At 70.1% G+C, this 18,838-nt stretch carries 21 protein-coding genes; 12 read left to right on the forward strand and 9 right to left on the reverse strand.

Annotated elements, in window-relative coordinates:
- Positions 1–8: 8 nt before the first annotated feature.
- From ACTWQR_RS11910 to ACTWQR_RS11920, 3 genes are read left to right on the forward strand one after another with little or no spacing between them, the layout of a single operon-like run.
- Positions 9–221, forward strand: a complete 213-nt coding sequence (locus ACTWQR_RS11910) for a hypothetical protein (protein WP_443226959.1) — start codon at positions 9–11, stop codon at positions 219–221.
- On the forward strand, positions 209–787 hold the full coding sequence (locus tag ACTWQR_RS11915; RefSeq protein ID WP_443226960.1) for a 2'-5' RNA ligase family protein: 579 nt from the start codon (positions 209–211) through the stop codon (positions 785–787). The genes ACTWQR_RS11910 and ACTWQR_RS11915 overlap by 13 nt, the downstream gene beginning before the upstream one ends.
- Before the next feature lie 50 nt (positions 788–837).
- Positions 838–2,049, forward strand: coding sequence for a hypothetical protein (locus ACTWQR_RS11920; RefSeq protein ID WP_443226961.1), 1,212 nt, complete (start codon positions 838–840; stop codon positions 2,047–2,049).
- Positions 2,050–2,052: 3 nt separating this feature from the next.
- On the opposite strand, the gene ACTWQR_RS11925 is transcribed toward ACTWQR_RS11920, so the two are convergent.
- Positions 2,053–2,820, reverse strand: coding sequence for a decaprenylphospho-beta-D-erythro-pentofuranosid-2-ulose 2-reductase (locus ACTWQR_RS11925; protein WP_443226962.1), 768 nt, complete (start codon positions 2,818–2,820; stop codon positions 2,053–2,055).
- Between the two features lie 82 nt (positions 2,821–2,902).
- Positions 2,903–4,288, reverse strand: a complete 1,386-nt coding sequence (locus ACTWQR_RS11930) for an FAD-binding protein (protein ID WP_443226963.1) — start codon at positions 4,286–4,288, stop codon at positions 2,903–2,905.
- 133 nt (positions 4,289–4,421) lie between these two features.
- On the opposite strand from ACTWQR_RS11930, the gene ACTWQR_RS11935 reads away from it, so the two are divergent.
- The 4 genes from ACTWQR_RS11935 to ACTWQR_RS11950 are packed head-to-tail and all read left to right on the forward strand — an operon-like array spanning position 4,422 to position 7,324.
- Complete coding sequence (locus tag ACTWQR_RS11935) at positions 4,422–4,934, forward strand: phosphatase PAP2 family protein (protein WP_443226964.1); 513 nt, start codon at positions 4,422–4,424, stop codon at positions 4,932–4,934.
- The gene (locus ACTWQR_RS11940) at positions 4,927–5,865 is read left to right on the forward strand and encodes a decaprenyl-phosphate phosphoribosyltransferase (protein WP_443226965.1); all 939 of its coding nucleotides are present in this window, start codon (positions 4,927–4,929) and stop codon (positions 5,863–5,865) included. Before ACTWQR_RS11935 ends, ACTWQR_RS11940 begins: the two co-directional genes overlap by 8 nt.
- Positions 5,862–6,341 (forward strand): GtrA family protein, encoded by a 480-nt coding sequence (locus ACTWQR_RS11945; RefSeq protein WP_443226966.1) that lies wholly within the window; start codon positions 5,862–5,864, stop codon positions 6,339–6,341. Before ACTWQR_RS11940 ends, ACTWQR_RS11945 begins: the two co-directional genes overlap by 4 nt.
- The gene (locus tag ACTWQR_RS11950; protein ID WP_443226967.1) at positions 6,329–7,324 is read left to right on the forward strand and encodes a YihY/virulence factor BrkB family protein; all 996 of its coding nucleotides are present in this window, start codon (positions 6,329–6,331) and stop codon (positions 7,322–7,324) included. The genes ACTWQR_RS11945 and ACTWQR_RS11950 overlap by 13 nt, the downstream gene beginning before the upstream one ends.
- Here ACTWQR_RS11950 and ACTWQR_RS11955 read toward each other — a convergent pair.
- On the reverse strand, positions 7,278–8,636 hold the full coding sequence (locus tag ACTWQR_RS11955; RefSeq protein ID WP_443226968.1) for a D-alanyl-D-alanine carboxypeptidase family protein: 1,359 nt from the start codon (positions 8,634–8,636) through the stop codon (positions 7,278–7,280). The genes ACTWQR_RS11950 and ACTWQR_RS11955 overlap by 47 nt on opposite strands.
- A 139-nt stretch (positions 8,637–8,775) precedes the next feature.
- Here ACTWQR_RS11955 and ACTWQR_RS11960 point away from each other — a divergent pair, with 139 nt between their 5' ends.
- From ACTWQR_RS11960 to ACTWQR_RS11970, 3 genes are all read left to right on the forward strand, one after another.
- Positions 8,776–9,018: an SCO4848 family membrane protein gene (locus ACTWQR_RS11960; RefSeq protein ID WP_443226969.1), complete on the forward strand. Its 243-nt coding sequence runs from the start codon at positions 8,776–8,778 to the stop codon at positions 9,016–9,018.
- 15 nt (positions 9,019–9,033) lie between these two features.
- On the forward strand, positions 9,034–10,377 hold the full coding sequence (locus ACTWQR_RS11965; protein ID WP_443226970.1) for a metallophosphoesterase: 1,344 nt from the start codon (positions 9,034–9,036) through the stop codon (positions 10,375–10,377).
- A gap of 333 nt (positions 10,378–10,710) precedes the next feature.
- Positions 10,711–11,112: an ATP-binding protein gene (locus ACTWQR_RS11970; protein WP_443226971.1), complete on the forward strand. Its 402-nt coding sequence runs from the start codon at positions 10,711–10,713 to the stop codon at positions 11,110–11,112.
- A gap of 91 nt (positions 11,113–11,203) precedes the next feature.
- Here the strand turns inward: ACTWQR_RS11970 and ACTWQR_RS11975 are convergent, their stop codons facing one another.
- Together ACTWQR_RS11975 and ACTWQR_RS11980 are read right to left on the reverse strand one after the other, a co-directional pair.
- Positions 11,204–12,646, reverse strand: a complete 1,443-nt coding sequence (locus ACTWQR_RS11975; RefSeq protein WP_443226972.1) for an ATP-binding protein — start codon at positions 12,644–12,646, stop codon at positions 11,204–11,206.
- Positions 12,643–13,332, reverse strand: a complete 690-nt coding sequence (locus ACTWQR_RS11980; RefSeq protein WP_443226973.1) for a response regulator transcription factor — start codon at positions 13,330–13,332, stop codon at positions 12,643–12,645. Before ACTWQR_RS11980 ends, ACTWQR_RS11975 begins: the two co-directional genes overlap by 4 nt.
- Positions 13,333–13,496: 164 nt before the next feature.
- Between ACTWQR_RS11980 and ACTWQR_RS11985 the strand changes: the two genes are divergently transcribed.
- Positions 13,497–15,920 (forward strand): MMPL family transporter, encoded by a 2,424-nt coding sequence (locus ACTWQR_RS11985; protein ID WP_443227025.1) that lies wholly within the window; start codon positions 13,497–13,499, stop codon positions 15,918–15,920.
- Here ACTWQR_RS11985 and ACTWQR_RS11990 read toward each other — a convergent pair.
- The 4 genes from ACTWQR_RS11990 to ACTWQR_RS12005 form a co-directional block, all read right to left on the reverse strand.
- Positions 15,913–16,509, reverse strand: a complete 597-nt coding sequence (locus ACTWQR_RS11990; RefSeq protein WP_443226974.1) for a Uma2 family endonuclease — start codon at positions 16,507–16,509, stop codon at positions 15,913–15,915. The two genes, ACTWQR_RS11985 and ACTWQR_RS11990, sit on opposite strands and share 8 nt — an antisense overlap.
- Before the next feature lie 91 nt (positions 16,510–16,600).
- On the reverse strand, positions 16,601–17,377 hold the full coding sequence (locus ACTWQR_RS11995) for a TetR/AcrR family transcriptional regulator (protein WP_443226975.1): 777 nt from the start codon (positions 17,375–17,377) through the stop codon (positions 16,601–16,603).
- Positions 17,378–17,387: 10 nt separating this feature from the next.
- The gene (locus ACTWQR_RS12000) at positions 17,388–17,906 is read right to left on the reverse strand and encodes a thiol-disulfide oxidoreductase DCC family protein (protein ID WP_443226976.1); all 519 of its coding nucleotides are present in this window, start codon (positions 17,904–17,906) and stop codon (positions 17,388–17,390) included.
- Between the two features lie 5 nt (positions 17,907–17,911).
- A complete protein-coding gene (locus ACTWQR_RS12005; RefSeq protein WP_443226977.1) occupies positions 17,912–18,319 on the reverse strand; it encodes a hypothetical protein in 408 nt (135 codons plus the stop codon).
- A gap of 102 nt (positions 18,320–18,421) precedes the next feature.
- Between ACTWQR_RS12005 and ACTWQR_RS12010 the strand changes: the two genes are divergently transcribed.
- On the forward strand, positions 18,422–18,784 hold the full coding sequence (locus ACTWQR_RS12010) for an ATP-binding protein (protein ID WP_443226978.1): 363 nt from the start codon (positions 18,422–18,424) through the stop codon (positions 18,782–18,784).
- Positions 18,785–18,838: the final 54 nt, after the last annotated feature.

Consider the following 18,838-nt stretch of genomic DNA (forward strand, 5'->3'; position numbering starts at 1 on the left):
CAACACCGGTGCGACAGCCGGATTCGGGCCGAACCGCCGTACAGTCAATAGCCGAAGCCGAAGCCGAAGCCGAAGCCGAAGCCGAAGCCGAAGCCGAAGCCGAAGCCGAAGCCGAAGCCGAAGCCGAAGCCGAAGCCGAAGCCGAAGCCGAAACGCCTGCCCGCTCAGAACACCACACCACACCATCACGACAACGACAGGAGACGACGTGGGGACCGTAACGATCGGCGTGTCGATCGCGGTCCCGGAGCCACACGGCAGCCTGCTCCAGGAGCGGCGCGCGGGCTTCGGCGACCCCGCGGCTTCCGGCATCCCCACCCACGTCACGCTGCTTCCGCCGACCGAGGTCGACCAGTCGGCGCTGCCCGCGATCGAGGCGCATCTCGTCGAGGTCGCCGCCGCCGGGCGTCCCTTCCCGATGAGGCTGTTCGGCACGGGAACCTTCCGTCCGCTGTCGCCTGTTGTGTATGTGCAGGTCGTCGAGGGGGCCGAGGCCTGCACGTGGCTGCAGAAGCAGGTCCGGGACGCGTCCGGGCCCGTCGCGCGCGAACTGCAGTTCCCGTACCACCCGCATGTGACGGTGGCGCACGGCATCGACGACGCGGCCATGGACCGCGCCTTCGAGGCACTCGCCGACTACGAGGCCGAGTGGCCGTGCACCGGTTTCGCGCTGTACGAGCAGGGGGCCGACGGGGTGTGGCGCAGGCTGCGCGACTTCGTCTTCGGCGCCTCGGTCGTGCCGCCGCAGGCGGGCCATGTGGAGCGGGGCTCGCTCCCGGCCCGGTGACGGTGCCGGTGACGGGCCACTGCGCCCGCTGAACGACCACTGGGGGGACCATGCGCAGGATCGCGGCGGCACTCGCCGTGCTCGGCCTCACCCTGACCGGATGCGGTGCACAGGGCGGAGACGGCGGTACGCGGGGCGGAGCAGACGGGCGCGGGTCGACAAGCGACCCCGGCTCCGGGCCGAGCTGGGCGTACGAGGAGATCTTCGATGACGGCGGCCGCCTGTCGGACGTGGTCGCGACCGCCGTCGACGACATCTGGGTGGCGGGCAGCGTCATGGTGAGTGCGGACGCCTCGGCCAGGGACGGCTACCTGCTCCACTACGACGGCACGCGCTGGCAGCGGCAGCCGATGCCCGGCGCGCTCGGCAGCAGCGTCCACGAGGCCCGCTTCGACTCTCTGGGTCCCGGCGAGTTCCTGCTGACCGGCTCTCTCCAGAACCGGCTCGCACCGCGGATGGCCCACTGGGACGGCACGGGCTGGACCGCGCTGCCGGAGGTACCTATCGGTGGCCGGGTCGCCGCCGTGAAGGGCTTCAGCGCCGACGACATCTGGGTCCTGGACGGCGAGTCAAAGGCTCACCACTGGGACGGCACCAGGTGGACCACATCCGTCCTGCCCGCCACCGTCACCGTCACCGCACTCGACGGCGTCGCGCCCGACGACCTGTGGGCGGTGGGTTACCGCAGCACGGGTGTGGATGAGGGAAACGGCCCGGAGACGGAGTACACCCAGCCCGCGGCCGTGCACTGGGACGGCCGCTCCTGGAAGCTGACCGAGACCCCCGCCTACCGCTTCCCCGAGCCCGTTCCTGCCGAGCCGGGCGCCTCGATCGCCCAGGTCCTCGCCCGGGCCACCGACGACGTCCGCGCGTACGGCACGCACAGCTTCAACCACGGTGAGGGCGTGGGCGAAGAACCCCAGGACGAGGCCGTACGACTCCGCTGGGACGGCTCCCGCTGGAGCAAGCAGCCCGACGCGGAGGGGCAGTGCGCCGGGCGCGTTCCCGTCGCACGTGACGGCACCCGGGGATTCTTCCTGGACGGCAATCGGTACGTCACCGACGACGGCGCCTGCACGAAGATCAAGCGCCCCCGGCTGCCCAACAAGGGCGGGGTCAGGCCCACTTCCCGGCAGTCGCTCTGGCTGAACGCGATCGAGGCGGTCCCGGGCACCGACAAGGTCCTCGGCGTGGGCCACGTCCAGGTCAACCAGAGCGGCGACCCCATGGGCAAGTCCGTGATCGTCAGCCTGAAACGCTAGGCCCTACACCGGCAACCGCCGGAACACCGCCCGCGGCACATGCCGCAGCGCCGACATGACCACCCGCAGTGACCCCGGCACCCACACCGTCTCCGAGCGCCGTCGCAGCCCCGTCTCGATGGCCGTGGCCACCGCCTCCGGAGTCGTCGCCAGCGGCGCCTCAGGAAGCCCTGCCGTCATCTTCGAGCGGACGAAGCCGGGGCGTACGACCATCACGTGGACGCCCGTGCCGTGCAGCGCGTCGCCCAGGCCCTGGGCGAAGGCGTCGAGGCCCGCCTTGCTGGACCCGTAGATGAAGTTGGCGCGGCGGGCGCGCTCGCCGGCCGCCGAGGAGAGCACCACCAGGGAGCCGTGCCCCTGCTCCTGGAGCGCTCGCGCGCACACCAGACCCGACGACACCGCGCCCGTGTAGTTGGTCTGCGCCACACGTACCGCCGAGACGGGCTCGTTCTCGTCGCGCGACTGGTCGCCGAGCACGCCGAAGGCGAGCAGCACCATGTCGATGTCTCCGGCGGGCCCCTCCGAGGCGAAGACCTTGCCCAGCGCGGTCTCGTGGGAGTCGGAGTCGAGCGCGTCGAAGGCGACGGTGCGGACGTCGGCGCCGAGTTCGCGCAGCCCGGAGGCGGCCGTCTCCAGGGCGGGCGAGGGGCGGCCCGCGAGCCACACCGTGCGGGTGCGGCGGGCGATGAGGCGCCGCGCGGTGGCGAGCGCGATCTCGGACGTGCCGCCGAGGACGAGCAGGGACTGGGGGGCGCCGAAGGCGTCCTTCATGACAACTCCTGGGTTCCTGGAGCCATATCGGCTCCTAGAGATCGCTGGAGATCGCTGGAGATCGGCTCCTGGCGATCGGCTCTCAGAGGCCGAGACGGCGGGCGAGGTCCGAGGTGAAGACGGAGTGCGGGTCCAACTCCTCCCGCAGTTCGCGGAACTCACCGAGCCGCGGATACATCGCGGCGAGCAGTTCGGGCCGCAGCCGGGAGTCCTTGGCGAGATAGACACGCCCGTCGGCCGCCGCCACCTCCTCGTCCAGCTCGTCGAGGAGGCCGCCGAGTCCCGGCAGGTTCGCGGGGATGTCCAGGGCGAGCGTCCAGCCGGGCATCGGGAAGGACAGCCAGCCCGGGTCGCCGTCCCCGAACCGTTTCAGGACGGCGAGGAAGGAGGGGCAGCGGCGCTGCGAGATCCGGTGCACGATCCGGCGCAGGGCGTCCTCCTGGCCGTACCCGACGACGAACTGGTACTGCACGAAACCGCCGCGCCCGTAGAGGCGGTTCCAGTGCGGCACCCCGTCGAGCGGGTGGAAGAAGGCGGAGATCTTCTGCAGTTCACCGGCACGCGCGCGTGGCGCCTTCCGGTACCAGAGCTCATTGAAGAGGCCGACCGTCGTGCGGCCGAGCAGGCCCTCGGGTACGAAGGCGGGGGCGGCGGGAAGGCGGCCGGGACGGAACTCGAGTGGGGCTCTACGCGCGCGCGTGCCCATCGGCAGCGCCTCCAGGGAAGCGTGGTCGCCCCGGGTCAGCACCGAGCGCCCCATCGACGCACCGCGGGCCAGCAGATCGATCCAGGCGACCGAGTAGCGGTAGCGGTGGTCGGTGGCCGTGAGCCGGGCCATCAAGTCGTCGAGGTCCGTGGCGCGTTCCGTGTCGACCGACATCAACGACGTCTCCACGGGCTGCAGTTGGACGGTGGCCGTGAGGATCACACCGGTCAGGCCCATGCCGCCGGCCGTGGCGTCGAAGAGGGGCGTGCCGCGGCTCACCGTACGGATCCCGCCGTCCGCGGTCAGCAGCTCGAAGGAGAGCACATGGCGGGCGAACGAGCCCGACACATGGTGGTTCTTGCCGTGGATGTCCGCGCCGATCGCCCCGCCGACGGTCACATAGCGGGTCCCGGGCGTCACCGGCACGAACCAGCCCAGCGGCAGCAGCACCTCCATGAGGCGGTGCAGCGAGACACCGGCGTCGCACAACACGGTCCCTCCGTCCGCGTCGATCGCGTGGACGCGGTCCAGGCCCGTCATGTCGAACACGGCGCCGCCCGCGTTCTGCGCCGCGTCCCCGTAAGCCCGCCCCAGGCCCCGCGCGATGCCCCCGCGGGCCCCGCACCCCCGGACGGCCGCCGCGGCCTCCTCGTACGTCCGTGGGCGGACGAGACGGGCGGCGGTGGGGGCGGTACGGCCCCACCCCGTGACGGCCACGGGGTGGGTGCCGGAAACGGCGGTGGACGTGGAGTCGGCAGACATACCGGCGACCGTATCGCCCTTATACGGGTGTTCAGTTATGAAACGTCGGAGCTCTCCCCGAAATGGGTGATTAATGGGATGTCGCTCAATATTGCCGGAGTTCTGGACCGGTCGCCGTGAACAGTGAGTCCACATGGATGACCTCGACGACATGGACCGCCGGCTCCTGTCGGCCCTCCACGACTGCGGTAGGGACCCACGCGTCGCGGCCGCCGCGCGTGCCCTGTCCTGGGCGGGAGAGCACGGAGCGCTGTGGCTCGCCGCCGGTCTCGCGGGCGCCGCGGTCGACCGGGAGCGGCGCCGCGCCTGGCTGCGCGGTACGGCCCTGACCGCGGGCGCGCACCTAGCCAGCATGGGCACGAAACGGCTCGTACGCCGCCCGCGCCCCGGGCACGTCGAGCCGCTGGTCCGCACCGCGGGCCGGCACTCCTTCCCGAGCTCGCACGCCACGTCCGCGGCGGCGGCCGCCGTCGCCTACGGAGCTCTGGGCGCGCGCGTGGTGCCCCCGGTCGCCGCCGCGATGTGCGTCTCGCGGCTGGTCGTCGGCGTCCACTACCCCTCGGACGTGGCGGCGGGCGCGGCCCTCGGCGCGGTGACGGCCAGGCTCGGGGCCCGTTGGATGACGGGAGGCCGCGACCATGGCTGAAACGACCCTCCTGGAGAGAACGCCAACGAAACAGCCCGCCCCGGAGAAAAACGGCCTCCTAAGAGGGCTGATCAGAACAGCCCGTCCAAAACAGTGGGTCAAAAACGTCCTCGTGGTCGCCGCTCCGGCAGCGGCGGGCGAGCTCTTCTCACGCCACGCGCTCACCCAAGTCGCGTACGTCTTCCTGCTGTTCACGGCCTGCGCCGCCGCCGTGTACCTGGTCAACGACGCCCGGGACGTCGACGCCGACCGCGCACACCCGGTCAAGCGCCACCGCCCGGTCGCCGCAGGACAGGTGCCCGTCCCGGTCGCCTACTCCGTAGGGATCGTCCTCGCCGTCGTCGCCCCGACCGCGGCCCTGTTCCTGTGCTCCCCGCTCACCTCCGCCCTGCTGACCGCCTACCTGGGCATGCAGTTCGCGTACTGCGTCAGCCTCAAGCACGTCCTCGTCATCGACCTCGCCGTGGTGACCACCGGGTTCCTGCTGCGGGCGATGATCGGCGGGCTCGCGCTCGGCATTCCGCTGTCGCGCTGGTTCCTGATCACGACCGGCTTCGGCGCGCTGTTCATGGTCTCCGCCAAGCGCTACTCCGAAGCCGTGCGGATGGCCGGGAAAGAGGGCGCCACGCGCGCGTTGCTCACCGAGTACACCACCGGCTATCTGCGCTTCGTCTGGCAGCTCGCCGCGTCGGGCGCCGTCCTGGGCTACTGCCTGTGGGCCCTTGAGGAGGGCGGCGTACCGCACACCGGCGTGCTGCCCTGGCGGCAGCTGTCGATGGTCGCCTTCATCCTCGCGGTCCTGCGGTACGCGGTCTTCGCCGACCGCGGCACGGCCGGCGAACCCGAGGACGTGGTCCTCCGCGACCGCGCGCTCGCCCTGATCGGCCTGGCATGGGTCGCGATGTACGGCCTGGCGGTGGCCAACTGGTGAGCCGGACACAGCGGTTGAGCGCGCTGTGGCCATGGAAACGGAGTCCGGGCGCGCGACGGCCGCGGGTTCTGGAGCTGCTGGGCTTCGCCGGCGTCGGGCTCCTCGCGTACGCCGCCGATCTCGCCCTCTTCGTCTGGCTGCGCGGCCGCGCGGGCCTGGACCCGCTGACCGCCAAGACCCTGTCGTTCGTGGCGGGCTGCTCGGTCGCGTACGCGGGCAACGCGCTCGGCACGTACCGGCACACGACGAGAGGCCCGCGCCAGTACGCGATCTTCTTCGCCGTGAACATCGCCGGCGCCCTCGTCCAGCTCCTGTGCCTCCTCGTCAGCCACTACGGCCTCGGGTTCACCTCCCCGCGCGCGGACGCCGTGTCGGGCGCCGGAATCGGCATGGCGCTCGCCACTGTCCTGCGCTTTTGGGGTACCCGGACATTTGTCTTCCGAGGGGAGGGCAGAGTCGGATCATGGACTGGCTGAAAAAGCTCCCCGGCGTGGGCCCGTTGGTCACCCGCCTGATGGCCACGCACGCGTGGCGGTCGTACGAGCGTCTGGACCGGGTGAAGTGGACGCGGCTCGCCGCTGCGATGACCTTCATCAGCTTCATCGCGCTCTTCCCGCTGCTCACCGTCGCCGCCGCGGTCGCCGCCGCGACGCTCGACGAGGCCGGGCAGCGGAAGCTCGAGGACAAGATCGCCGAACAGGTGCCGGGCATCTCCGACCAGCTCGACATCGGCGGTCTCGTCGACAACGCCGGCACGGTCGGCCTCATCGCGGGCGCGGTGCTGCTGTTCACCGGCATCGGCTGGGTCGGTTCCATGCGCGAATGCCTGCGCGCCGTCTGGGAGCTGCCGGACGACGAGGAGAACCCCTTCCTGCGCAAGGCCAAGGACGGCGGCGTACTCGTCGGGCTCGGCGGCGCCGTGCTCGTCACGATCGCCGCCTCCACCGTCGCGGCGACCATGGTGGGCTGGACGGCCCGGCAGCTGGGGATCGACGAGGGCGGCTGGGGCGGGGTGCTGCTGCGGACCGCCGCGTTCGCCGTGGCCGTACTCGCCGACTTCCTGCTGCTCCTGTACGTCCTGACGCTGCTCCCCGGCGTCCAGCCGCCGCGCCGCCGTCTGATCGTCGCCGCGGTGATCGGCGCCGCCGGGTTCGAGCTGCTGAAACTGCTGCTCAGCGGCTATATGCAGGGCGTCGCTTCGAGGAGCATGTACGGCGCCTTCGGGGTGCCCATCGCGCTGCTGCTGTGGATCAACTTCACCGCGAAGCTGCTGCTGTACTGCGCCGCCTGGACGGCGACGCAACATGAGGACGCTCCTGAGTCCGCCGCGTCTGACGAGTCGGATGAGTCCGCCGAGTCGGATGAGTCCACCGAGTCGGATGAGTCGGCCGGTTCCGATCAGTCCGCCCAGGTCAGCGGCGGCGGCGCATCAGGTCGGGCAGCGGCCACCGGCGGTTGATCAGGAAGGCGCCGACCGCGAGGAGCACGAGGAGGCCGCCGGTGATCGCCAGCGCGATTTCGACGCCGCTCGACCCCTCCGCCTGCGCCGACGCTGCGACGGGCTTGCCATCACCCGATCCTCCGGCCTCGCCGGAGGGCTCCCCGGAGGGCTTCGCACCCGCCTGCGCGTCCGTGTCCGCGCTCTTCGGCGGCACCAGTTCGCCCACGGGGTCGACCTTGCCGGACGCCTGGAAGCCCCAGTCGAGGAGCTTCGCGGTCTCCTTGTAGACCTCGTCCTGCTCGTCCTTCTCCGGGTTCATGACCGTGACGAGCAACACCTTGCCGTCGCGTTCGGCGACACCGGTGAAGGTCGAGCCGGCGTTCGTGGTGTTGCCGTTCTTCACACCCGCGATGCCTTGGTAGGAGTCGAGTCCGTAGTCGCCGGTGAGGAGCCGGTTGGTGTTCTGAATCTCGAAGGACTTACGGGTCGTCTTGCCCTTCTTGTTCTTCTTCGTCTCGCCCGGGAACTGTGCGCGGACCGTCGAGCAGTACTCCCGGAAGTCCTTCTTCTGCAGGCCGGAGCGGGCGATCAGGGTCAGGTCGTACGCCGACGAGACCTGCCCCCGCTCGTCGTAGCCGTCGGGACTGAGCACGTTCGTGTCGAGGGCCTGGAGCTCCTCGGCGTGCTTGTTCATGTCCTCGACGGTCCGGTCGACGCCGCCGTTCATCGAGGACAGCACGTGCACCGCGTCGTTGCCGGAGCGAAGGAAGACACCGAGCCACAGGTCGTGGACCGTGTACGTCTCGTCCTCCTTGACCCCCACCATGCTGGAACCCGAGCCGATGTTCGCCAGGTCGGACGACACGACCTTGTGCTTCATCGTCTTCGGGAACCTGGGCAGCAGGGTGTCGGCGAACAGCATCTTCAGGGTGCTCGCCGGGGGCAGCCGCCAGTGCGAGTTGTGCGCGGCCAGGACGTCACCCGACTCGGCGTCCGCGACGATCCAGGAGCGTGCGCTCAGGTCCTTCGGGAGGACCGGGGCGCCACTGCCCAGGTTCACCTGGGTCCCGGCCTGGCCGAGCCGGGCGCCGCCCACGGTCGACATGTTCGCCGGGGGAGTGACCGACGGAGTGGTCGTCGGTGAGGCCGACGAAGAGGACGAAGGGGACGAAGAGGCCGTCGGAGTGGCGGACGAAGACGTCGTCGGTGCCGCTGTCGGCTCCTCATCCGCGAAGGCGGGCGCCGTAGCGGTCGCGGTGAGAGACAAGGACAACAGGGTGGCGGAAGTGACCAGCAAGCATGACTTGGCGGTCTTTTTCGAGGCGGGCACGGTCGAGAACGTACATGGCGTTGGGCGGGAAGTCGCGCCGCTCTCCCGGCCGTCGCCGCTGTCGTGGCCGATGTGCTCCCCCTGGTCGGTCTCCCCACCCCGTGCGCCGGTCCCGTTCGACGGCGGCGATACTGAAGGCATGAAGCTCAGCCGTCCCGTCTCCTGGTTCCTGCTCGCCTTCGGAGTGTGGAGCTGGGTCATCTGGATCACTTTCGTCAAGAACCTCTGGAAGGACGGCAGCGGGCTCGCCTTCGACGACGCGGGCGATCCGACCGGGTACTTCTGGGTGCACCTGACGCTCGCCGTTGTCTCCTTCGCCCTTGGGACGGTTGTCGGGGGCATCGGGTTGCGCAGTGTTCGAGCCTTGCGTCATACGTCATAACGGGGGAGCCTCCGCGTGGTCATCGTCTTTCTGGTCCTGGCCCTGGCGGCCTTCGGAGGACTGCACTGGTACTTGTGGCGCCGTCTGGTGCGCGACACGACGGGCGGACCCGGACTCGTCCGGCGCCTGGGCACGGTCGCGGTCGTCGCCGGGCCGGTCGTCCTGGTCGGGGCGGTCACGACCGAGCGGACGGGGGCGCCGTTCTGGCTCCAGCAGGTGCTGGCCTGGCCGGGGTTCCTGTGGCTGGCGTTGACGATCTATCTCTTGGTGGCGCTGCTGGTGGGGGAGGTCGTAGGGCCGCTGCTGCGGCGGGTGCTGGAGCGGCGAGCGGCGCCCGAGGACGGCGAAGGGCTCGCGGCTGTGGCGGTTTCCGCGCCTGCTGAGGTGGTGGGGGCGGGGCCGCGGCAACAGGTCCGCCCTCGGTCCGGCGCGATCGAGTTGGATTCGGTGGAGACCGGCGAGGACGCGCCGACCGCTTTGGGCGGACAGGCCGCCGCGACCCCTTCGGACGGTTCCGGGGGTGCGGGGCGTGGTCCCTCCCGTCGACTCTTCGTCTCCCGTGTGGTGGGCGGAGCTGCCGCGGCCGCCGCCGTGGGGGCGGTCGGGTACGGGACGTACGGCGTCCTTCGTGGGCCGAAGGTGAAGCGGGTCACCGTGCCCCTGGCCAAGTTGCCGCGGGCCGCTCATGGCTATCGGATCGCGGTTGTCAGTGACATTCACCTCAGCCCTGTGCTGGGGCGCGGGTTCGCTCAGAAGGTCGTCGACACCATCAACTCGACTCAGCCCGACCTCATCGCGGTTGTGGGCGATCTCGTCGATGGCGACGTGAAGGATCTTGGTCCCGCGGCCGCGCCGCTCGCACAGCTCAGGGCGCGGCACGGATCCTTCTTCGTCACGGGGAACCACGAGTACATCTCCGGTGCCGAGCAGTGGGTCGAGCACGTACGGGAATTGGGACTGCGGCCGCTGGAGAACGCGCGTACGGAGTTGGGCGCCTTCGACCTCGCCGGGGTCAACGACGTGGCGGGTGAGGACGAAGGCCAGGGGCCCGACTTCGCGAAGGCGCTCGGGGACCGGGACCGGGCACGCGCGTGTGTGCTGCTCGCTCATCAGCCGGTGCAGATCCATGACGCCGTGGACCACGGAGTGGATCTTCAGCTTTCCGGTCACACCCATGGTGGGCAGTTGTGGCCCGGCAACTTCATAGCGGATCTCGCCAATCCGACCCTTTCCGGTCTTGAGCGTTACGGGGACACGCAGTTGTACGTCTCCCGGGGCGCGGGCGCGTGGGGGCCGCCCACCCGAGTGGGGGCGCCGTCCGACATCACCGTGGTGGAGCTGGCTTCGCAGCAGGCGTGAAGGACGGCTACAGCACCACCGAGACTGATGGGCTGATTCAGGACAGTCAGTAGTACGTGGACCGCCGTCGTACAGCATGTGACTTCCGTGGGATGCGGGAGGTCGTTGCGTGCGAAGTTCCGCTCGTTGCGCCGTGGCAGCGCGGGGAGTGCGTGCTCAGCGGCGGGGGCGTGGGACGCGGCCGGGGTCGGACGGACGGCCCGGCATCTTCCGGCTTTGGAGCCCGGCCGGATCTGACGCGTTCTCGCGGGGTTGACGTTGGCGATAGTGACGCGATGGGCTCACCGCACGCAGCACCATGTGTCCGAGGTGTGCGCGGGGTGAGGAGCAAACGTGTTGAGACGCAACTCCTTTCGGCTGCCTCGGCATCCGGCCTCGGTGGGGCTTGCCCGGCGCCGGGTACGCGACCATCTGTCGAACTGGGGGCACAGCGCGGGGGAACCGGCGTTCGAGGACGTGGTGCTGCTCGTCTCCGAGCTGGCCACCAATGTGGTGCGGCACGGGCCGCTTCTGGAGCGGGAGTTCGAGGTCGCGGTGACTGCTCTCGCGGATGGCTCCTGTCTTGTCGAGGTGTCTGATGAGAGTCCTGTGCAGCCGCGACTTCGGGTGATCAAGGACTATGACGAGGAGTCGGGGCGGGGATTACATCTCGTGGAGAGCCTCACGACGGCGTGGGGAGTGTGGAGCCGCGGGAGGTACGGGAAGACGGTTTGGGCGTTGGTGTCGGCGCCGTAGCGCTCCGCGTGGCGGCGGTGGGTGGGCGCGGTTTGTTGGTGATGTGCGGGTCGACGGGGGCTGGTCGCGCAGTTCCCCGCGCACGCCGTGCTCAGGCGCATGGCTTTGTCGGCAGGGTCACCGTTACCGCCAAGCCCTTGCCCGGTGCCGTTCGCACCGATACCTCGCCGCCGTGGGCTGTGACCACGCCCTGGACGATGGCCATTCCCAGGCCGCTGCCGACACCGCCGCTCGCGCGGAAGAAGCGGTCGAATATTCGGGCGGCGTCTTCCTGGTCGAGGCCCGGTCCCTCGTCCGCGACACACAGGCGTACGACGCCGTCCACCCGCTCCAGGTCGAGTGTGACCGGGACCTCGGAGGGCGTGTGCGTGCGTACGTTCGCCACGAGGTTGCCGAGGATCTGTCGCAGGCCCGACTCGTCGGCGTGCACGAGGAGGCTGCCCTCGGCGCCCACGGAGACCGGCCGGTCGGGCTGCTGGGCCCGTAGGTCCTCGGCCGCGTCCCGGACGAGACGGCTCAGGTCGACGTTCCTGAACCGCAGTTCGGGCTGCTGGTCGAGGCGGGCCAGGGTGAGCAGCTCGTCGACCAGGCGGCCCATGCGGTCGGCCTCGCCGGTCATCCGGTCCCAGGCCCGCTTGCGCTCCACCGGCTCGCGCAGCATCCCCTTGTCGTACAGCTGGAGGTAGCCGCGGATCGCCGACAGGGGTGTACGCAGCTCGTGCGAGGCGTCCGCGACGAAGCGGCGCAGCTGGGTGGCGCTGCGCTCGCGCGTGCGGTACGCCGACTCGACCTGGTGGAGCATCGAGTTGAGGGCGAGCCGCAGCTGCTCGACCTCCTGGGTCGGGTGGTGGCTGGAGGGCACACGGCGGGTCAGATCCCCCTCGGCGATCGCCGACGAGGTCTCCACCATGTCCTCCAGCGGGCGAAGTCGGCGGCTCACGCTGAGCATGGTCAGCACGGCGAGCAGCGCCAACAGCAGGCTTCCGAAGGCGAGATCGAGCTTGAGTGCCTTCGCGATGCCCTGGTGCAGCGCGTCGGTCGAGGTCGCCAGCAATATCACGGTGCCGTCCGTGAGGGAGACCGCGGTGACCCGGTACGGGGTGCCGTTCACCCGCACGTCGCGCGGCTCGGTGTCGCCGACGAGCGCCCGGGGGTCGTCCAGGGCGGAGGCGAGGGCACGCTGGTTGTCGGTCGGCTCGAAGCTACCGATCGTGAGGGGCCGCCCGTCGTCGTCGACCGCCGCGAAAAGGGAGTCCGAATCCGGCGGGCCCTCCGATTCCGGCACCCTCCCCTCACGGATGAACGCCAGCGCGCTCAGCGAGTCGATCTGGCGCGCCGTGAGCTGCGTACTCCCCAAGGAGTCCCGTGTCCTGAACAACTGCGCGTCGATCTGGTCGAGCAGATAGTGCCGCATGCCCATCAGGCTCACCGCGGTCGCCATGACGATGCCAAGCGCCAGCAACGCCACGTTCGCCAGCGTCAGCTTGCCGCGCAACGAGTGGATGCCCCGGTGGCAGCGGCGGCCCACGATCACGCGAGCCCGTATCCGACGCCCCGCCGCGTCGTGATCACGGGGGCGCCGAGAGCGTCGAGCTTGCGCCGCAGATAGCTGATGTAGGTCTCCACGACCGTCGACTCGGCCGAGTGCTCGTACTGCCAGACGTGGCGCAGGAGTTGCTCCTTGGTCACGATCCGCCCTCCGTTGCGCACCAGGAAACGCAGCAGCGCGTACTCGGTGGGGGTGAGCTCGACCGTGCAGCCCGCGCGGTGCACCGAGTACGTCGTCTCGTCCAGCTCCAGGTCCCCGTACCGCAGGGGCGGGCGCTCGGGCAGGACGTCGGCCGGGCGGGTGCGGCGCAGGACCGCGGTGATCCGGGCGACGACCTCGTCGATGTTGAACGGCTTGGTGATGTAGTCGTCGCCGAAGCCGAGCGCGCCGACGATCTCGGTGGGCGCGTCCCGCGCGGTGAGGAACACCAGCGCCAGGTCCGGCTGCCGCACGCGCAGTTCGCGGCCCAGTGCCCGGCCGTCGCCGTCCGGCAGCATCACGTCGAGGAGCGCGGCGTCCGGGCGCGTGCGCTCGGCGAGCGTCAGCGCCTGGCGGACGGTCCCCGCCGTCATCACCTCGAAACGGTGGTAGCGCAGGGCGATGGCCAGGACGTCCGCGATGCTCGGCTCGTCCTCGACGACCAGGACGGTGGCCCCCTCGTGAGCGGTCATGTCCCCAGTATCGGCGCGGGCACTGACATCCGGGCCGGGTCGCGCCTTGGAGTTCCTTGTGAGTCATGGCGCCGCCGTGTCCACGCACGCGCCGCGCCCCGATGCTGAGCCGCAGGACCTGGGGGACCAACCGACCGACGAAGGAGCGTTGAAGCGTGACGACATTGGCACGGTGGTGCTATCGGCACCGGCTGGTGGTCCTGTTTTTGTGGTTGGGGGCACTGTTCGGCGTGGGCTTCGCGGGTTCCGCCGCGGGCACGGACTACGCGGATACCTTCTCCCTCCCGAACACGGACTCCACGCGCGCGTACGACCTGATGGAGAAGGCCTTCCCGGAGAGTTCCGGCGACACCGACACGGTGGTGTGGAAGGTCGACGACGGCACGGTACGGGATTCGTCCGTACGCTCCCGGATCGAGCCCGCCCTCGAGGAGATCGGGCAGATGAAGGGGGTCGGCGAGGTCAGCAGCCCCTACGTCTCCCAAGGCGGCTCGCAGATCAGTGAGAACGGGCGGATCGCCTACGCCCAGGTCACCTTCACCGAACAGGCGAACGGCGTCCCGAAGGAGCTCGTCGAGGACGTCGTCGACACGGCGCAGGCCGCCGAACGCGAAGGCCTCCAGGTGGAACTGGGCGGCCAGGCGATCACCCGCACCCAGGAGCCGCCCACCGGCATAGCCGAACTGGTCGGCATCGTGGCCGCGGCGGTCGTCCTCTTCCTCGCCTTCGGCTCGGTCTTCGCGATGCTGCTGCCGCTCGTCGTCGCGATCGCGGCCCTCGGCACCGGCCTGATGGCGACCTCGCTCCTCAGCCATGTCACCAGCGTGCCGGAAGTCGCCCCGCTGCTCGGCTCGTTGATCGGCCTCGGCGTCGGCATCGACTACGCGCTGTTCATCGTCACGCGGCACCGGAAGGGCATCCTGCGCGGGATGAAGCCCGAGGATGCGGCCGTCACGGCCCTCAACACCTCGGGCAGGGCGGTGCTGTTCGCGGGCGGCACGGTGTGCATCGCGCTCGCCGGAATGCTGGTGATGAACATGCGCTTCCTGGACGGCGTGGTCATCGCGACCTCGCTGACCGTCGTACTGAGCGTGCTCGCCGCTACCACGCTGCTGCCCGCGCTTCTCGGGCTGCTCGGCATGCGCGTCCTCAGCCGCCGGCAGCGGCGACGGCTCGCCGCGACGGGGCCGCTGCCGCAGGAGGAGAGCGGGCTCGCCGCGCGCTGGTCCGTGTACGTCGAGAAGCGCCCGCGCTCGGTCGCCGTCATGGCGCTGGTCGTGATGGCGGTCCTGGCTCTGCCCGTCCTGTCGCTCCGGCTCGGTGCCACCGACCAGGGCAACCACCAGGAGTCGACGACCACACGACAGGCGTACGACCTGCTCGCCGAGGGCTTCGGGCCCGGCTTCAACGGCCCGCTCCAGGTGGTCGTGGAAGGCGGCGAAACGGATGCCCTCGTGTCGAGCATCCGGTCCACCGAGGGAGTCGCACAGGTCGCGGCCGCACCGCCCTCCCAAGGCGTCACGGTGATCCAGGTCGTGCCGACCACGTCACCGCAGTCCGAGCAGACGGACCAGCTCATCGACCGCCTGCGGGACGACGTGATCCCGGCCTCCGGGACGGAAGCCCATGTGGGCGGGGTGACAGCCGTCTTCAAGGACTTCGCGGCCGTGACCGCCGACCGGCTGCCGTACTTCGTCGCGGCGATCATCTCGCTCGGCTTCCTGCTGCTCCTCGTGGCCTTCCGCTCGATCGTGGTGCCGCTGACAGCCGCCCTGATGAACCTCATCGCGGCGGCCGCGTCCTTCGGCGTACTGGTCGCGATCTTCCAGTGGGGCTGGGGGACGGAACTCCTCGGCATCGGCAAGGAGGGGCCGATCACCGCCTTCCTGCCGGTCATCATGCTGTCCCTGCTCTTCGGGCTCTCGATGGACTACCAGGTGTTCCTGGTGAGCCGGATGCACGAGGAGTGGGTGCACACGAAGGACAACGCGCGGGCGGTCCGAGTGGGCCTCGCCGAGACCAGCCGGGTCATCAACTCCGCGGCCCTGATCATGATCTGCGTGTTCTCCGCGTTCGTACTCAGTGGCGACATGGAGGGCGCGATGGCGGGCATCGGCCTCGCCGCGGCGGTCGCGCTCGACGCGTTCATCCTGCGTACGGCCCTGGTGCCGGCCGCGATGCATCTGCTCGGGAACTCCAACTGGTGGCTCCCGGCCGGCCTTGAGAAGCGGCTGCCGCACCTGGCGGTGGAGCCGAGGGAGGAGTCGGAGCCGGACGTGCCCCACGCGCGCGTGCCGGATGGTGACGGCGGTGCCACGGTCGTCCACGGCTTCGTCCGCACCCCGGACGGCGAACCCGTCGAAGGTGCCGCGCTGACGCTGCTCTCCACGGGCGGCGGCCGTCAGCTGGACCGGGTCACGTCCCTCGCCGACGGCTCGTACATCGTCTCCGCGCCTGCTCCGGGGACGTACCTGCTGTCCGTGACGGCCGACGGACACCCGTCCCGCGCCCGGCACGTGAGCGTTGACGGGCAGCCGCTGGTGTATGACGTGGAGCTCACGGAGGACGAGGTGGACGCGGTCAACTAGTCCGCGGCTGCCCGGCTTTGAGGATCTGCTCCACGTCGAGGGAGACCTTGGCACCGATGGAGTCGGGCAGCGTGACGATCTCGCCGGGGGCGTGGACGCGGTGGCTGGCGTACTCGTCTCCGGCGGGGTCGGTGAGGACGTGGAGGCGTTGGTGTTGACGGTCGATGATGACGTAGACGGGGATCTTGGCTTTGGCGTAGCAGCCGACCTTGGTACGCAGATCCGTCTTCCAGTTGGAAGACGTGACCTCCATGACGAGCCGGAAGCACGCCGGGTCGTAGCAGCTGTTCTCCACCAGGTGATCGCGGTAGTCGTCGTCGACCACGGACAGATCGGGGATCACGTAGTCCTCTGGGCCGCTGGGCAGCCAGAGGCCGATGCCCGGCAGCGCCCGCACCAATCCCACCTGCAAGAACGGGGCCGCGAAGAGCATCAGGGCCTCGGAGTGAGGGCCGTCCGGCACTTGACTCACGAGAAGCTGGCCTCCGATGATCTCGACGCGCCGGCCCGGAAGACTCTCCATGATGAGGTTCGCCTCGGCGATCTGCGGCCGATCCCCGTGGGGCCGCTCGACAGCTGCTGCGGACATCAGGTGCCTCCTGTGGGCTGGTGTCGAGAGCATCATCGTAGGCAGGTCCGGCCGCAGGGTGTCCCGTTCGAGCCGCTTCACCCGATAGTGATCATTCCGCGCGCCGCTTGACCGCCGGATCGGGCATCGCCCTCGTCATCCCCGGCAGGAAGTCCGTAAACAGGCCGTGCACCTCACGGACCAGCGGCCGGAGCACCCGGAAGCGGGCCAGTGAGACGCCCAGGGAGGTGAGGCGGGCGCCGCGTTCGGCGAGGCGGTAGCTGCGCTCGCGGCCCTCCGTGCGGTCGAAGATCCAGTACAGGACGAGGCCCATCTGGGAGAGCCACAGCAGTTCGGGGAGTACGTCCCGCAGTTCCGCCGGGACCTTCGCCTTGGAGCCCGCGAGCACCTCCCGGCAGACGCCGATGGCCTCCACGCGCGCGTGCTCCGACTCGGGCGAGAACGGGCTGAGCGGGCTGTCCGGGTCGGCGGCGTTCTTGAAGAACTGCACCGCGAACTCGTGGTACGGCGTCGCCACGTCCAGCCACGCCTTGAGGACCCCGGCGATCCGGGCCTCCAGATCCGTCTCCCGGTCCAGGACCTCCCGCACGGCCACCCGGTGGTCGGCGGCCATCCGGTCGTAGAAGCCCTGGATCAGGTGTTCCTTGCCGGCGAAGTAGTAGTACGCGTTCCCGACCGAGACCCCGGCCTCCTTGGCGATGGCCCGCATCGTCGTCTTGTCGTAACCCCGTTCCTGGAACAGGCGCATCGCCGTCTCCAGGATCAGGGCCCGGGTCTGCTCGCTCTTGGCGGGCGGACGGGAGGGTCCGGGGCCCTCGGACTCCGCAGGGCCTGCCGGACCACTGGCACTGTCTTTCGCTGCTGGCACGGGACAGAGCCTAACGAGGCGCGCAGGCGTCGCCGTCGCAGGCGGGCGCGTTGTACGTCCAGCCCGCGACCGGGTCGTACGCCCACCCGTGAGCTCCGTAATAGGCATTCCCGTCCCGACGCCAACGCCCCTGCTGCCACGCTGACTGCCCCTCGCGCAACTTGGCGGCGGCGAGGACCGCACCCCGCGCGAGGCGGGCCCCGGCCGGGGTGCTGAGCCGGTGGGCCATCGGGCGGTGCTCGGCGAGCGCCCACAGGGTGACGATCCAGGCGGCGGTGCCCCGGTAGACCTGGCCTGAGTCGCCGACCACGGTGATCTCGTCGAGCGTCGCCGCGTGGTCGAGTCCGGGGAAGTGGTGCCGGGCCGCCTCCGACCCGGCCGGCACCAGCTCCAGGGGCACCAACTGCCGCTGCCGTACGAGCCAGTCGCGCAGGAAGACGCAGAGCGAGCACCGCGCGTCGTACAGGACGGTGAGCCGTCGGACCGGGACGCGCACGGCGTCCCGGCCCTGGGCCGTGGCGGTGGCCATCGGCGTCACGCCCCGACCGCCGGAGCGACCCAGTCCTGCGGCGCCACGGGCGGCTGCTGCTCGCGCTCCATGATGCCCCGGCGCCGGATCTTGTTGAGCACGTACACGTTGCCCAGGTGCATGGCGCCGAGTACCAGCAGCACCACACCGATCTTCGTCGACAGGGCCTCGAACACCCCACGGGCGTCGGCGATCTCGTCGTCCTGGCTCAGATAGAGCGCCACGAAGCCCAGGTTGACCAGGTAGAAGCCCACCACCAGGAGGTGGTTGACGGCGTCGGCGAGCTTCTCGTTCCCCTGCAGCACATCGGCCAGAAAGATCCGCCCGTTGTGGCTGAGCGTCCGTGCCACCCAGATCGTCAGCGCGACGCTGACCAGCAGATAGATGACGTACGCGACCACCGTGAGGTCCATGTCCCCACCCTTTCTCGAACTTCTTGAACGCGTTCAAAACGCTGTTGAGGAGGAATGTAGACCTGTTTTTGAACATGTTCAAGTCAGTAGGGTGTGCGCACGGTGCTCACCAGATACCGCGTCCGCGATGCCGTCCTGGACAACGTCGAACTCGTCGCCTCCGAGCTGGTAACCAACTCCCTTGTCTGTACGCGGGATCCCGTGTCCGTGCGGATCGCGCGAATCAACGGCCGCCTGCGGCTCAGCGTGTGGGACAGCAGCCCGTACATGCCGCCCGAACGGCTGGGGCCGTGGCTGGGGTCAGGTCAGGGCCAGGGCCCCGATGTCGACCAGGAGCACGGACGTGGGCTCTGGCTCATGCGTGGGTGTGCCGACGAGTGGGGGCACTATCTCCTCGTCAACGGGCGGCGTGCGACCGGTGGCAAGGAGGCCTGGGCGGAATGGCGGGTTCCGGACCGGCCTTGAGGAGCCTGCCGAGCCGGTCAGGTCGAGTCGCGGCCGCGCCGCGGTCGAGTCTCG

It is taken from the genome of Streptomyces sp. 2A115 (assembly GCF_052245575.1).
GTDB lineage: Bacteria > Actinomycetota > Actinomycetes > Streptomycetales > Streptomycetaceae > Streptomyces.